At 60.0% G+C, this 12,394-nt stretch carries 14 protein-coding genes; 7 read left to right on the forward strand and 7 right to left on the reverse strand.

Features of this window, described 5'->3' with window-relative positions; all coding sequences use genetic code 11:
* Positions 1-268 precede the first annotated feature (268 nt).
* From K6U75_02590 to K6U75_02605, 4 genes are all read left to right on the forward strand, one after another.
* Positions 269-904, forward strand: a complete 636-nt coding sequence (locus tag K6U75_02590) for a DUF6062 family protein (GenBank protein ID MCL6473933.1) — start codon at positions 269-271, stop codon at positions 902-904.
* Positions 894-1,349, forward strand: coding sequence for a hypothetical protein (locus K6U75_02595; protein ID MCL6473934.1), 456 nt, complete (start codon positions 894-896; stop codon positions 1,347-1,349). The genes K6U75_02590 and K6U75_02595 overlap by 11 nt, the downstream gene beginning before the upstream one ends.
* An 18-nt stretch (positions 1,350-1,367) precedes the next feature.
* Positions 1,368-1,976 (forward strand): cation:proton antiporter, encoded by a 609-nt coding sequence (locus K6U75_02600; protein MCL6473935.1) that lies wholly within the window; start codon positions 1,368-1,370, stop codon positions 1,974-1,976.
* A gap of 135 nt (positions 1,977-2,111) precedes the next feature.
* Positions 2,112-3,215: an MFS transporter gene (locus K6U75_02605; protein ID MCL6473936.1), complete on the forward strand. Its 1,104-nt coding sequence runs from the start codon at positions 2,112-2,114 to the stop codon at positions 3,213-3,215.
* Here the strand turns inward: K6U75_02605 and K6U75_02610 are convergent.
* The 7 genes from K6U75_02610 to hoxE all read right to left on the reverse strand — a co-directional run bounded on the left by K6U75_02610 (position 3,175) and on the right by hoxE (position 9,539).
* On the reverse strand, positions 3,175-3,786 hold the full coding sequence (locus K6U75_02610; protein MCL6473937.1) for a biotin transporter BioY: 612 nt from the start codon (positions 3,784-3,786) through the stop codon (positions 3,175-3,177). The two genes, K6U75_02605 and K6U75_02610, sit on opposite strands and share 41 nt — an antisense overlap.
* A gap of 312 nt (positions 3,787-4,098) precedes the next feature.
* A complete protein-coding gene (locus K6U75_02615; GenBank protein ID MCL6473938.1) occupies positions 4,099-4,614 on the reverse strand; it encodes a hydrogenase maturation protease in 516 nt (171 codons plus the stop codon).
* A 108-nt stretch (positions 4,615-4,722) separates the two neighbouring features.
* A complete protein-coding gene (locus K6U75_02620; GenBank protein ID MCL6473939.1) occupies positions 4,723-6,144 on the reverse strand; it encodes a Ni/Fe hydrogenase subunit alpha in 1,422 nt (473 codons plus the stop codon).
* Positions 6,145-6,155: 11 nt separating this feature from the next.
* Positions 6,156-6,689, reverse strand: a complete 534-nt coding sequence (locus K6U75_02625) for an NADP oxidoreductase (GenBank protein MCL6473940.1) — start codon at positions 6,687-6,689, stop codon at positions 6,156-6,158.
* Positions 6,686-7,405 (reverse strand): bidirectional hydrogenase complex protein HoxU, encoded by a 720-nt coding sequence (gene hoxU / locus K6U75_02630; GenBank protein MCL6473941.1) that lies wholly within the window; start codon positions 7,403-7,405, stop codon positions 6,686-6,688. The genes K6U75_02625 and hoxU overlap by 4 nt, the downstream gene beginning before the upstream one ends.
* An 11-nt stretch (positions 7,406-7,416) precedes the next feature.
* Positions 7,417-9,048, reverse strand: a complete 1,632-nt coding sequence (nuoF, locus tag K6U75_02635; GenBank protein MCL6473942.1) for an NADH-quinone oxidoreductase subunit NuoF — start codon at positions 9,046-9,048, stop codon at positions 7,417-7,419.
* Positions 9,045-9,539 (reverse strand): bidirectional hydrogenase complex protein HoxE, encoded by a 495-nt coding sequence (gene hoxE, locus K6U75_02640; GenBank protein ID MCL6473943.1) that lies wholly within the window; start codon positions 9,537-9,539, stop codon positions 9,045-9,047. The genes nuoF and hoxE overlap by 4 nt, the downstream gene beginning before the upstream one ends.
* Before the next feature lie 382 nt (positions 9,540-9,921).
* Here hoxE and prmC point away from each other — a divergent pair, with 382 nt between their 5' ends.
* The 3 genes from prmC to K6U75_02655 are packed head-to-tail and all read left to right on the forward strand — an operon-like array spanning position 9,922 to position 12,391.
* Entirely contained in the window at positions 9,922-10,773 is an 852-nt protein-coding gene (gene prmC / locus K6U75_02645; protein MCL6473944.1) for a peptide chain release factor N(5)-glutamine methyltransferase, read from the forward strand.
* 4 nt (positions 10,774-10,777) lie between these two features.
* Positions 10,778-11,425 carry a threonylcarbamoyl-AMP synthase gene (locus K6U75_02650; protein ID MCL6473945.1) on the forward strand — a complete coding sequence of 216 codons (648 nt, stop codon included), beginning with the start codon at positions 10,778-10,780 and terminating at the stop codon, positions 11,423-11,425.
* Between the two features lie 57 nt (positions 11,426-11,482).
* Positions 11,483-12,391 carry a CPBP family intramembrane metalloprotease gene (locus tag K6U75_02655; GenBank protein ID MCL6473946.1) on the forward strand — a complete coding sequence of 303 codons (909 nt, stop codon included), beginning with the start codon at positions 11,483-11,485 and terminating at the stop codon, positions 12,389-12,391.
* The last annotated feature ends 3 nt before the right edge of the window (positions 12,392-12,394 follow it).

The following is a 12,394-nucleotide window of genomic DNA, read 5'->3' on the forward strand; positions in this document are numbered from 1 at the left end:
CAAGAGCCACATTGCATCTGCGATTTCCATTATACCGCATCCCCTGTGAAGTGGATATTTTTAGCTATGCCAAATAACTGGTGTTTACATTCTACCGCAAATTCTGACTTCTGCAGCAGTCCCACGGCTTATTGTGGTATAATAGAAGCGCACAACGTAGAGGGCGATGGAGGTCCGCCCGCCCTTTGAGTGAAAGGGCGAACCGCCGATTTGGCTAATGGCTCCTGTTCGTGTGAACAGTGAGCCATTTTTGCGTTTATGAGGGTGAATGATGCATCTGCCGGAGGTGGCACTGGAAGAGGCATTGCGGGAAGGTGAATGCGCCCTGTGCTGGCTGGCGCATCGGCACCTGTTGCGCCGGGTAGACGCGCTCTTCAGGGAGCATGTCAACGACCCGCTATGGCGGCAATCTCTGCGCGAAGGTAAGGGTTTGTGCACCTACCACGCCGCGCTGGTGCTCTCACGGGCAGATGTGCTGTCCCTGTCGATCATCGCCGAAGACGTGCTGGCGCACGCATCGCTCACTGCCCCCTCCGAACGGGCGCGCAGCGCGCGGGATTGCCTTCTATGTGACGCACAGGCGCACGATGTGGCGCAGGCGGCAAATCTGCTGACACAGCTGCTTCGTCAGGTAGAATGGCGGGCACACTATGAGGAAAGCAAAGGGCTTTGCCTGCCTCACCTGCGGAGTGTGTTGCAGAGCGCGACGCCGGAAGTACAGGCGTGGCTTATCGCCAACGAGAGGCAGCGATGGCAGACCATGCGGGCGCAGCTGCAGGAGGTCATCCGCAAGCACGACTACCGCTACCAGCATGAGCCGTGGGGCGATGAGGTGGGCAGCTGGAGGCGGGCGATTCACAAACTCTACGGCGTTTTTGCCGAGGAGGTGCACCATGAACGATAGTCACCGCAGACATCTCTTTGCCCTGCTGGTGCAACTGGAAGACACTGTCAGCCGTATCACGCAGGCGGGCTGGATGGGTATCTCACCCTCTGGCGGCGGGCAACGGCTCACTCCTCTGCCCCCTTCACAGTGGCGGATGCTGCAGGAAGCCCTCGAAAGATTGGTGGACAGCTACCACGATGCGCTCAGCCGCCTGGTTCCCGACCTGACCAAGCAGCACGACCAGCCGGAACCGATAGAGACCACTTACTACTGGCTGCGGTTACTGCTGGGTAGCCTGCACGACTCGCTCCTGCCCGAGCTGGACCCCGAACGGTTTGAGAAGCGGTACGGCAATTTGAGTGAGGAGGAACGGGAGGCGCTACGTCGGTTACAGCGCACCGTCGAGCGCGAGCTGAAACATGTGCAGGACATCGCACAGATGCACTTTCTGCCGAAACGATAAGGAGGATTGTAGAGAAGAATGAACGTTTGGTGGACGGCGTTTATCTGGGTAGCTCTGGCGCTAGCCGCATCGGTGGTTTCCATCCGTCTGGCGCTGAGCGTTGCGCTGGCGGAAATCCTGTTCGGCGTGCTGGGAGGCAACTTGCTACATATTCAGACCAACGAGTGGATTAACTTTCTGGCAGGGCTGGGCGGTGTGTTGCTCACCTTTCTGGCAGGCGCGGAAACCGATTGGCGCGTGCTATGCAGCGAGTGGAGGGGGGCATTTGCGTTGGGAATGCTCTCTTTCTTGGCTGCGCTGGTCGCTGAAGTGGCGGTGGTTCGGTGGATCCTAAGGTGGGCATGGAGTGCCTCGCTCCTTGCGGGTGTGGCACTGGCGCCTACCTCCATTGCCATCGTATACACCGTGTTGGTGGATACCGGCATGAACCACATACCTCTGGGTAGACGGATGCTGATCGCCTGCTTTCTATCCAACCTAGCTGCGATGGTGCTGTTGGGCTTGGTTTTTACCAAACCGAGCGCGTGGCTAGCGGACATCAGGGGCATTCCACATTGCACGAGCGGGTGTTCGGTAGCACGGCATCTTCGATTGTCGCGCACGTGCCCTGTCATGTGCTGGTGGTGAAATGGGGCAGGAGCCGAACTGCCTGCACGAGAAGCTGTTTCCAACGCTGGCAGAGGAGGCGTATGCTTCGTGAAAAAGCTGTCGCGCCCGGTGTTTTTCGTCGTCCTGCTGGGGCTGGTGAGCCTCTGCGCAGACATGACCTACGAGGGCGCACGCAGCATCACCGGACCCTTCCTGGGTACACTGGGCGCGAGTGGCGCAGTGGTGGGCTTCGTCTCCGGGCTGGGGGAGCTGGCAGGCTACGCCTTGCGCCTGGTCTCGGGCTACCTCAGTGACCGCACCCGCCGCTACTGGCTGCTGACCTTCACGGGCTACACAGTGAACCTTCTGGCAGTGCCCTTACTCGCGCTGGCTGGACACTGGTTGCTGGCATCCACGCTGATTGTGGTGGAACGGCTCGGCAAAGCCATCCGCACTCCGGCACGCGACGCCATGCTCTCCCACGCCACCCGGCAGATGGGGCATGGCTGGGGGTTCGGTCTGCATGAGGCGATGGACCAGATAGGTGCGGTGCTGGGACCACTGATTGTCTTTGCTGTGCTTTCCTATCGCAACGATTACCGGCTGGGGTTTGCCGTGTTACTGGTACCCGCGTTACTGGCGTTGATGGCGCTCACTGTAGCCAGGCTGCAGTTTCCCCGTCCGCAGGAGCTGGAGTCCAAAGCGGTTCCCCTGCAAACGCGCGGCTTCAGCCAGACCTACTGGCTGTATCTGGGCGCGGTCGGACTGGTGGCGGCAGGCTATGCGGACTTCCCCCTGATGGCATATCACTTCGGCAAGACAGGTGTGGTGGCATCCAGCCATATCGCGCTGTTTTATGCGCTGGCGATGGGTGTGGATGCCATCGGTGCGCTGGTGCTGGGACGGCTTTTTGACCGCATCGGTTTTTACACGCTGATTCTCGCGACGGTGATTTCCGCCGGATTTGCACCTCTGGCGTTTCTGGGCGGATTCTTCGGAGCCGTCTCCGGGGCGATTCTGTGGGGTATCGGCATGAGCGCGCAGGAATCGGTGATGCGGGCGGCGGTGGCGCAGCTGGTTCCCTCCGAACGTCGCGGCACCGGTTTCGGTGTCTTTCACACGGGCTACGGGCTGGCATGGTTTATCGGCAGTGCATTGATGGGCTGGCTGTATGACCGCTCGGTGCTCGCGCTGGTAACCTTTTCGGTTCTGACGCAGGTGGCGGCGATGGTCGCGTTCATGGCTCTGGCGCGCGGGCACAATCGCCATCTGCACTAGATTGCCTGCTCTGTGCCAGCAGTTTCCGTCCCCATGGCAGCAGCGCGGTCGCAACCAGCAGCTTGGCAACGTCGCCAGGGATAAAGGGCAACAACCCCAACGCCAGAGTCCGCTCTACTCCGACAAACACTGCCAGCCAGGGCAAGCCAAACAGGTAAATGATAACGTTGCCCATCAGCATCGCCGCAAGCGCCGTGCCATACTGGCGATCCCAGCCGCGCTCTGCCAACAGTCCGACCGCATACGCTGCTGCCACAAAGCCAAACAGATAGCCTCCAGTGGGCCCCAGCAGGTGCGACACTCCTGCTGCTCCTTTAGCAAACACCGGGTATCCGACTGCGCCTTCGGCAAGATAAGTCACCGCACACATGCTGGCGCGACGACTGCCTAACAGTACAGCCATCAGTAGCACCGCCAGCGTCTGCCCGGTGATAGGGACGGGGCTGAACGGTAAAGGTATCGCGACACGCGCACTCCATGCGATGAACAATGTGCCCGCAAGAATGCAACCGATGTCGTATATCAGAGCATACGGTTTAGCCACAGGACGAAATGCATCAGCAACGGTCATCCAAACCTCCTAGGATGGGCGCGGTTACGCTGTGTCTCAATCATTACGCGCCAGCCGTCGGAAACCCTGCTTGAAAGCCTCGATACCCTGTTTCCTCCTGCTGACGACACTCACAGTTGCCGAAAATATACCGGTTAGAGCGACGGAATGGGTGTGCCCGTGAGATTCAGCGAGAGGACGGGGTTCCCTCCAACAAAGGGCTATCGATGACCTGAAAAAGGCGGATGCCTCCACCAGCCGCGATATGACCCTGTATTTTGTGACGGCGGGCAAAGTGTTCGAGGCGGCGATACGCACCCTATCCCACTACACTCAGGCGTTGTGGTAATCGAGCAGCCGGTCACCTTCCAGAGGTAATGAGGGCTGGCTCGCACCGCCAGCGGTGCGAAGCACAAAACGTCTGATCATAGCCGTCGCCCGTTCTACAGCCTTTTCCACTTCGGGCGACAGCCTCTCCTGGTGTTCGAAATGCACACTTTTCACGGTGAGCAGGTATGCCTGCGCCGGAGCCGAACCGTACACTGCCTGCGCAATGAGGCACAGCTCGGCGGGACCTGCGGAATGAGTGAAAGAGGCGTTGGCGGAGGGTGTAGCGGCGACGGTTTCCCAATCCAGCTCACCCACGGGTTCACCCTCTCTCGCGTCGACGAAAACGGCTACGCGGCATTGACTGAGCGGCTCGGCAAGGTCGGGAGTCAGCTGGTGGCAGGCGATGACCTGTACACCTTCCACAGGTTCCTCGATCAGACGCTCTGCAACCCACCAGCCGAAGCCGTCATCTTGCCGGAGGGTATTGCCGTAACCGATGACCAGAATGGGGCAGGACATGTTTGCCTCTGGACACCTGTTCGCGTGGAGGGCGAGGCTCCTGCCGAGCCTTTTGGCATTTTTCCGGCTCACCGGCAGGTTCGCCCTCCAGGTGGTAGACCTATCCGATTACCGCCTCACCTCATCCAGAACCTCGCCGGTGGGTGAGAGCAGCTGGATGTGCAGCGGCATCTGCCCCACAGCGTGTGTGGAGCAGCTCAGGCAGGGGTCAAAGCAGCGGATGACCGCTTCCACCCGGTTGAGCATTCCCTCCTGAATGCGGTCGCCCTTCACAAAGTGTTTCGCCGCCTGCAAGATACCTCGATTCATCGCGAGGTTGTTGTGTCCGGTGGCGATAATCAGATTCGCCCAGGTAATCAACCCATCTTTATCGATGCGATAGTGGTGGATGAGTGTACCGCGGGGTGCTTCCGCCACACCGATGCCCTCGCTGCGGTTGGGCCCCGCCATCGCCTGCACGCGCGTATCGAGGATATCCGGCTCATGCAGTAGCTGCTGGATACGCTCCAGCCCGTACAGTATTTCAATCAGGCGGGCATAGTGGTAGTAGAACGAGCTGAGCACCGCCCCTCGCTCCAGTGCTCGGAACTCCGCCCATGCCTCATCGGCACGTGGCGTACCGCACCGGTCTATCAGGTTCAACCTCGCCAGCGGACCCACCCGGTACACTCCCTCGGGATAGCCAATCGGCTTGTAGTAGGGGAACTTCAGGTAGGTCCACGGTTCGACCGCCTCGCCGATATAATGCTCATAATCGTTGGGGTCGATCTTATCGGCGATGACGTTACCGGCGGAATCGACCACGCGAAGCACGCCGTCGTAGTGTTCCAGTGCGCCTGTTTCGGTCACCAGTCCCAGGAACAGCGAGGGGAAGTTGGCGAAGGTCTGTATCTCTTCGCTGAACTGGTTCATGGTCTTTTTGAACCAGGCGATAGCGCGCTGGGTGATATCGATACCTTCGGGGATGCTTGCCAGCATCTGCTCGCGCTTCTCCGCGCTGAGCGGCTGGGCTACCCCACCCGGTACGATCCAGGAGGGGTGGATGCGCTTACCCGCCAGCCACTCGATCATCTGCTGGCCAATCTGGCGCAGACGGATGCCATCGCGCGCCATCTGCGGGTTTGCCTGAATCACGCCCACAATGTTGCGCACGGCAGGGTCGGCGTCCATGCCTAGGAGGAAATCGGGTGAGGAGAGGTGGAAGAAGCTGAGCGCGTGCGACTGTACCAGCTGAGCGAGATTGAAAATGCGCCGCAGCTTCTCTGCGGTTTCAGGGATGCGCACCGCCAGCAGGGCATCGCACGCCTTGCCGGAGGCGATGAGGTGGCTGACGGGGCAGATACCGCAGATGCGCGCGGTCAGCGCGGGCATTTCGCTGAATCGCCGTCCCTCGCACAGCTTCTCGAAGCCGCGAAACTGGGTGATATGGATACGCGCATCGCGCACGATGCCCTGTTCATCCAGCTGGATGGTGATTTTGGCATGTCCCTCGATGCGCGTGATCGGGTCTATGGTCAACGTTTGAGCCATTTTGCTACCTCCTACGCTCCAAAGCGCGTCAGCTTCGCCATATCCGGCATCCGGTCTGCCAGAAGGTCGCTGAGCGCGAGGAAGATGGTCTCTGCCGAAGGCGGGCATCCGGGAATGAACACATCTACCTTCACCACTTCGTGTACCGGACGCGCCTTCTCGATGAGCGCGGGAATGACCTCACGCGGCACCTGCGGGTGTAACGTGACGTTTTCGAGGTACGCCCGCTGTAATACCGCGTTTGTGCCGAACGGGTTGCGCATGGAGGGCACGTTACCGGTCACCGCGCAGTCGCCAAAAGCCACCAGTATCTTCGTGCGCTCGCGCACCATTCGGATCTTGTGCAGGTCTTCCTCACTGCTCACTGCCCCTTCGACCAGGGTGATATCCACCTCTTCAGGAAACTCCTTCAGGTCTACCAGGGGGCTGTATACTAAATCCGCCTGCTGGAACACCTCCACCAGCCGCTCGTCCATGTCCAGAAAGGACATGTGGCAACCGGAGCAGCCGTCCAGCCATACGGTTGCTATGCGTTTCTTGCTCATCGCCGTTCCTCCCGCATCATGGTGAGGTAGGGCAGAAACTGCCGCTTCTTCAGCCGCTCGTAGACTGGCTTGCCCTTCTCAAACAGCGCACCGGTGGGGCAGACGTTCACGCACTTGCCGCAGCTGGTGCAGGTTTCGGACTCGCCCCACGGCTGGTTCAGGTCGGTGATAACGCGGCTGTCTATACCACGCCCCATCACATCCCAGGTGTGTGCGCCCTCGATCTCGTCGCACACGCGCACGCATCGCGTGCACAGGATGCACCGGTTGTGGTCCACCACGAATCGCTCGTGGCTGGCGTCTACCGGCAGGCGCGGGAAACGGTAGGGCACGCTGACATGCGTCATGCCCAGTATCTGCGCCATGCTCTGTAGCTCGCAGTGTCCGTTCACCACGCACACCGAGCAGATGTGATTGCGCTCGGAGAAGAGCAACTCCAGCACCATGCGGCGGTACTTCTGCAGTCGCTCGGACTGCGTGTACACCTCCATCCCCTCTTCGACCCGCGTCACGCACGCAGGTAGCAGACGCGACACACCCTTTATCTCCACCAGGCACAATCGGCACGCGCCGATTGGGGTCAGCCCTTCCAGGTTGCACAGCGTCGGGATGAAGATGCCGTTTTGCCGGGCGACCTCGAGGATGGTCTCGTCTTCACGACCGCTCACATCGCGGTCATCTATCTTCAGCGTTTTGACGCGAACTGGCTGATTCATCTATGCTCCTCCTAATGACGCATCTGGCATACCCCGGCGGGGCACTGCTTGTCCACGATGTGGGCGATGTACTCATCGCGGAAGTACTGGAGCGTGCTCAGCACAGGGTTAGGTGCGGTTTGTCCCAGCCCGCACAGGCTGGTGTACTTCACCATGTCGCACAGCTCCTCCAGCAGGGCAAGGTCGTCCATCGTTGCCTGACCGGAGGTGATCTTATCCAGCAGGTGGTACATCTGCGCGGTACCAACGCGGCAGGGCACGCACTTGCCGCAAGACTCGGTGACGCAGAAGTCCATGAAGAACTTCGCCACGTCCACCATGCAGGAGGTTTCGTCCATCACGATCATACCTCCTGAACCCATGATGGAACCGACCTTTGCCAGCGACTCGTAGTCTACGGGCATGTCGAGATACTGTTCGGGGATGCACCCGCCCGAGGGACCCCCGGTCTGCACCGCCTTAAACTGATGTCCGTCGGGGATGCCGCCGCCGATGTCGAAGATAATCTCGCGCAGGGTGATGCCCATCGGTACCTCGATCAAGCCGGTGTTCTTCACACGTCCTGCCAGCGCGAATACCTTGGTACCCTTACTCTTTTCCGTGCCGATGCTGGCGAACCAGTCGCCCCCATTCCGGATAATGGGCGCGACGTTGGCGAAGGTTTCCACGTTGTTAATCAGGGTGGGATAACCCCACAATCCGTACTCCGCCGGGTAGGGTGGGCGTGGACGGGGCTGTCCGCGTTTGCCCTCGATGGAGGCGATGAGAGCCGTTTCCTCGCCACACACAAAAGCACCGGCGCCCAGGCGAATGTCCACATGGAAGCTGAAGGTGGTTCCGCAGATGTTGTTGCCCAACAGACCGAGGCGTTCTGCCTGCCGGATAGCGGTGCGCAGCCGTTTGACCGCCAGGGGGTACTCGGCACGCACATACAGGAAGCCCTGACTGGCGCCCACCGCGTAGGCGGCGATCGCCATGCCTTCCAGCACACGGTGTGGGTCACTCTCCAGCACGCTGCGGTCCATGAACGCGCCGGGGTCGCCTTCGTCGGCGTTGCAGATAACAAACTTGCGACTGCCTCCCGCTTTGGCAACGGTGCTCCACTTCAAGCCCGTTGGGTAGCCTGCGCCGCCGCGTCCGCGCAGTCCGCTACGGGTAATCTCGTCAATCACGTCCTGAGGGGACATGTCTTCCAGCACACGCGCCAGCGCAGTGTAACCGTCGCGGGCGATGTAGTCCTCTATCTTCTCGGGGTCGATGACCCCGCTGTTTTCCAGCACAATCTTGTACTGCTTGGTGAAGAAGGACATATCGGAGGGGCATACCAGCCGCTCCACCGGCTTCTTCCCCAGGCTTTGCACAATGTCGGCAGCGTCTGTCTCGGTGACATTCTGATACATCACGCCGTCGGGTTCGACGAGCATCAGTGGGCCCGCCGTACATAATCCGAGACAGCCAACCCCTTTGACCTCGCACTCGCCCTCCAGTCCGCGCTGGGCGATTTCGTTTTGCAGAGCCTCCCGAACGCGGTCGCTGCCTGCGGACAGACACCCTGCCGCGACGCATATCTTGATGCGGTGCCGGGGTTCAGGGCGAGCCCCTTCCTGAGACTCTGCCAGCTTACGCAGTTCCTCTGGGGTCATTGGTCTGTCCACCTCCCTATCCGTTGTAGTGCCTCGTCGGGTGTTACCTTACCTGCCACTTCGCCGTCGAAGACCACCGCAGGCGCCAGACCACATGCGCCGATACAACGCGCTGTGAGCAACGACAGCTTGCCGTCTGCTGTGGTCTCGCCCGGCTGAATCTGGTATTTCTCCGAAATGGCAGCCACCACCTGAGGGGCACCTTTGATGTAGCAGGCGGTTCCCATACATACCACGCAGGTGTGCTCGCCCTGTGGCTTCAGGGTGAAGAAGTGGTAGAAGGTAGCCACTCCGTATACCTTGCTCAAAGGTACCCGAAGCGCTTTGGACACATATTCCAACGCCTCTGTCTCCAGATACCCGAAGGTCTGCTGGACAGAGTGCAGGGTTTCAATCAACGCATTGGGACTGTACCCATGCCGACGCATGGTGGCTTCCACAATCCGCCATCGTTTGTCATCCGAAGGCGGAGACGGTTTGGTGAAATGCATCTTTTTCGCTTCCTCCGTCTGTAGTGTGATGTGCTATCCTTGGGGGCGAAGGGGAAAGCCGCAGAACTGACAAAAATCCCGGCTTTCTGCGGTCGGAGAAACGTCTATGTTGAAGTGGCTTCTTTGCCACCTTTTCTTCCCTCACAAAGCCCCTCGTCTCACACAGCACCTTTCGCTTCTCGACCACTAAACGAGGTTGCATTGAGGTGCTGTGCTTTCACTATTTTGATATACTACATTTACTTGCACCTTTACTATACCACATTAACCTGGCGGTTGCAAGCAGATACCGTGGATGTCCGTATCTTGAACTGGCCCGTGGTTTGTGCTAATCTTTTGATACAGCAGAATAGTTCGGACCTCTTGGAAGCATTTGAGCGAAATGACCATCAACCAGATGATTGTGCAGGGGACGCGCGTTCTCGAACAGGCGGGCGTGGATACTCCGCGTCTGGACACAGAGCTGCTGCTGCAGCACCTGCTGGGTGTTGGGCGAGCCTATCTCTACGCTCATCCCGAAGAGGAGGTGGGCGGGGATATCATACAGGAGTGGCAGACTCGTCTGGAACGCCGGGCGCACCGCGAGCCACTGGCGTACATTCTGGGCAAAGCGGGCTTCTACGGCCTGGAGTTTGCCGTGACTCCTGACGTGCTGGTCCCTCGTCCAGAAACAGAGGTGCTTGTGGAAGCGGTGCTCGCCAAACAGCCGGCCACCGTGGCGGACATTGGCACGGGAAGCGGGTGTATTGCGGTAGCAGTGGCGGTGAGTCTGCCTCAGGCGTGGGTGTGGGCGACCGACATCAGCGAAGCCGCCCTGCGTGTAGCCCGCGAGAACGCGCAACGTCACGGTGTGGCAGAGCGCGTGTGCTTTCTGCAGGGCGACCTGCTGCAACCGCTGGCAGGGCATCGCTTTGAGGTCATCGCTTCCAACCCGCCGTATGTTGCGGAAAGCGAACGGCTGTGCCTGCAGCCCGAAGTGCGCGATTGGGAGCCGCCACACGCGCTGTTTGCTGGCGGTGATGCCCTGCAGTTCCACCGACGGCTGGCGGCAGAAGCGCATTTCCATCTACAGGAGGGTGGATGGCTCGTGATGGAGGTCGGTATGGGGCAGGCGGAGGCGGTCGCCAGCCTGCTGGAAGAGTCGGGATATACGGCGGTGCGTATTCTCAACGACCTCGCAGGCATCGGGCGCGTGGTGGAGGGAAGGTATCGTTCATCTTGCCAAAAGGAGTAGAACTATGGCACAGGTAATACAGGTAGTACCGGGTTCTCCTGACTCACTGAATGATGCGGTGCAACAGGCGTCCGACGTTCTTCATCGGGGTGGACTGGTTATCTTCCCGACGGAGACGGTGTACGGATTGGCGGCGGATGCCCTTTCGGAGGAAGCGGTGCGTCGGGTGTGGGAGGTCAAAGGTCGCCCATCGGACAAGCCGTTGCCGGTGCAGGTAGCGGACGTCGACGGTCTGCGGCTGTTATGGCGCGAGGTGCCTGAAGACCTGGTAGCCCTCATCCGCGCCTTTATGCCCGGACCGTTGACGCTCGTCTACTGGCGCAGCGCCCTGGTACCCAATGTCGTCACTGCAGGGGCAGATACCGTAGGGGTGCGGATACCTGACCATCCGGTGGCGCTGGCGCTGTTACGGGCTTTTGGCAGACCCATTGTCGCGCCCAGTGCCAATCTGTCGGGTGAGGAACCGCCTTCACGGGTGGAGGACGTATCACCTCGCCTGCTGGAACAGGTGGAACTGATGATAGACGCGGGATACACTGGCGGCGGTGTGCCCTCTACCGTGCTGGACGTGACCGTGCGCCCAGCGCGAGTGCTGCGTGCCGGCGCGCTTTCCACCAGTGAGCTGCGGAAGTATCTGGATGTCGACGGCTAACCCCCAGCTTCCCCTCTGCGCGTCCACGCGGTATAATCAGGGCAGAGGTTGATGGGAATGCCAGCGTTCATGGAACTGATTGCGCTTCTTCTGCTGATGGCTTACGCGGCGGCGCAGCTGGGCATACTCGCCGTGTGGGGCGTGCACACCTACTACGTACGTCGGGGGATGCCTGGGCTTCTCGCCGATCGATGGAGTTTCCTGGACCTCTGGATTGGTTTTCATCTCGCGCTGTTTTTTACCCTCGCGTCGCTGGTGGCGGTCGCCATCTGGATGGGACTTTTGCTGGCGCTTTTCTCTCCCCAGAGTATTCCCGCGTTAGAGCGTATGTTCTACACCGCAGACCGAAACGCCCCATTGTTCTGGGCGGCGTTATTGTTTGTGTTGATCGTACAGAACGCCGCCTTCGTATCGGTAGCGATGTGGTATACGCTGGGCAAATACGGGATAGATACAGACAGGCTCGGTTTGGCATGGAACTGGCAGGCGGTGCGCCAGGGGGTGTTATGGGGTGGCGTGGCGTTTCTGATTACCCCGCTGGTGGAACTGCTCAGCATGGGGGTGCTGAGGCTGGTGCTGGGAGCCGCCGCGTTTGAACGTCTGATGGACTGGGAGCGGCAGACTGTGGCTCTCGACTCGTGGCTGGAGACGCTTCAGCCCGGTATCATCACGCTGGGGTTTATACTGGTGGTCGCGGTAGCCGCGCCCATCGGCGAGGAGATATTCTTCCGCGGCTTTGTGTTTAACCTGCTGCGACACCGCACCACCTTCACCTCGGCGGTGTGGCTGTCTGCGGCGCTATTCGCACTGCTTCATGCGTCGGTCAAAAACTTTCTGCCGATTCTGATAATAGGCGTTTTGCTGGCGCGTCTGTATGCGCGGACAGGCTCCCTGTGGAGCAGCGTGGTCATGCACGGCACGTTCAACTTTCTGTCGGCAATGGCGGCAATCATTCTGGGAGGTTAGTCC

The organism is Bacillota bacterium (assembly GCA_023511455.1).
Classification (GTDB): domain Bacteria; phylum Armatimonadota; class HRBIN16; order HRBIN16; family HRBIN16; genus HRBIN16.

What these genes read in the sequence shown, in the direction of transcription:
- K6U75_02590 (MCL6473933.1), top strand. Translation starts at nt 269, where the DNA reads ATGATGCATCTGCCGGAGGTGGCACTGGAAGAGGCATTGCGGGAAGGT.
- K6U75_02595 (MCL6473934.1), top strand. Translation starts at nt 894, where the DNA reads ATGAACGATAGTCACCGCAGACATCTCTTTGCCCTGCTGGTGCAACTG.
- K6U75_02600 (MCL6473935.1), top strand. Translation starts at nt 1,368, where the DNA reads ATGAACGTTTGGTGGACGGCGTTTATCTGGGTAGCTCTGGCGCTAGCC.
- K6U75_02605 (MCL6473936.1), top strand. Translation starts at nt 2,112, where the DNA reads ATGACCTACGAGGGCGCACGCAGCATCACCGGACCCTTCCTGGGTACA.
- K6U75_02610 (MCL6473937.1), bottom strand. Translation starts at nt 3,786, where the DNA reads ATGACCGTTGCTGATGCATTTCGTCCTGTGGCTAAACCGTATGCTCTG.
- K6U75_02615 (MCL6473938.1), bottom strand. Translation starts at nt 4,614, where the DNA reads ATGTCCTGCCCCATTCTGGTCATCGGTTACGGCAATACCCTCCGGCAA.
- K6U75_02620 (MCL6473939.1), bottom strand. Translation starts at nt 6,144, where the DNA reads ATGGCTCAAACGTTGACCATAGACCCGATCACGCGCATCGAGGGACAT.
- K6U75_02625 (MCL6473940.1), bottom strand. Translation starts at nt 6,689, where the DNA reads ATGAGCAAGAAACGCATAGCAACCGTATGGCTGGACGGCTGCTCCGGT.
- hoxU (MCL6473941.1), bottom strand. Translation starts at nt 7,405, where the DNA reads ATGAATCAGCCAGTTCGCGTCAAAACGCTGAAGATAGATGACCGCGAT.
- nuoF (MCL6473942.1), bottom strand. Translation starts at nt 9,048, where the DNA reads ATGACCCCAGAGGAACTGCGTAAGCTGGCAGAGTCTCAGGAAGGGGCT.
- hoxE (MCL6473943.1), bottom strand. Translation starts at nt 9,539, where the DNA reads ATGCATTTCACCAAACCGTCTCCGCCTTCGGATGACAAACGATGGCGG.
- prmC (MCL6473944.1), top strand. Translation starts at nt 9,922, where the DNA reads ATGACCATCAACCAGATGATTGTGCAGGGGACGCGCGTTCTCGAACAG.
- K6U75_02650 (MCL6473945.1), top strand. Translation starts at nt 10,778, where the DNA reads ATGGCACAGGTAATACAGGTAGTACCGGGTTCTCCTGACTCACTGAAT.
- K6U75_02655 (MCL6473946.1), top strand. Translation starts at nt 11,483, where the DNA reads ATGCCAGCGTTCATGGAACTGATTGCGCTTCTTCTGCTGATGGCTTAC.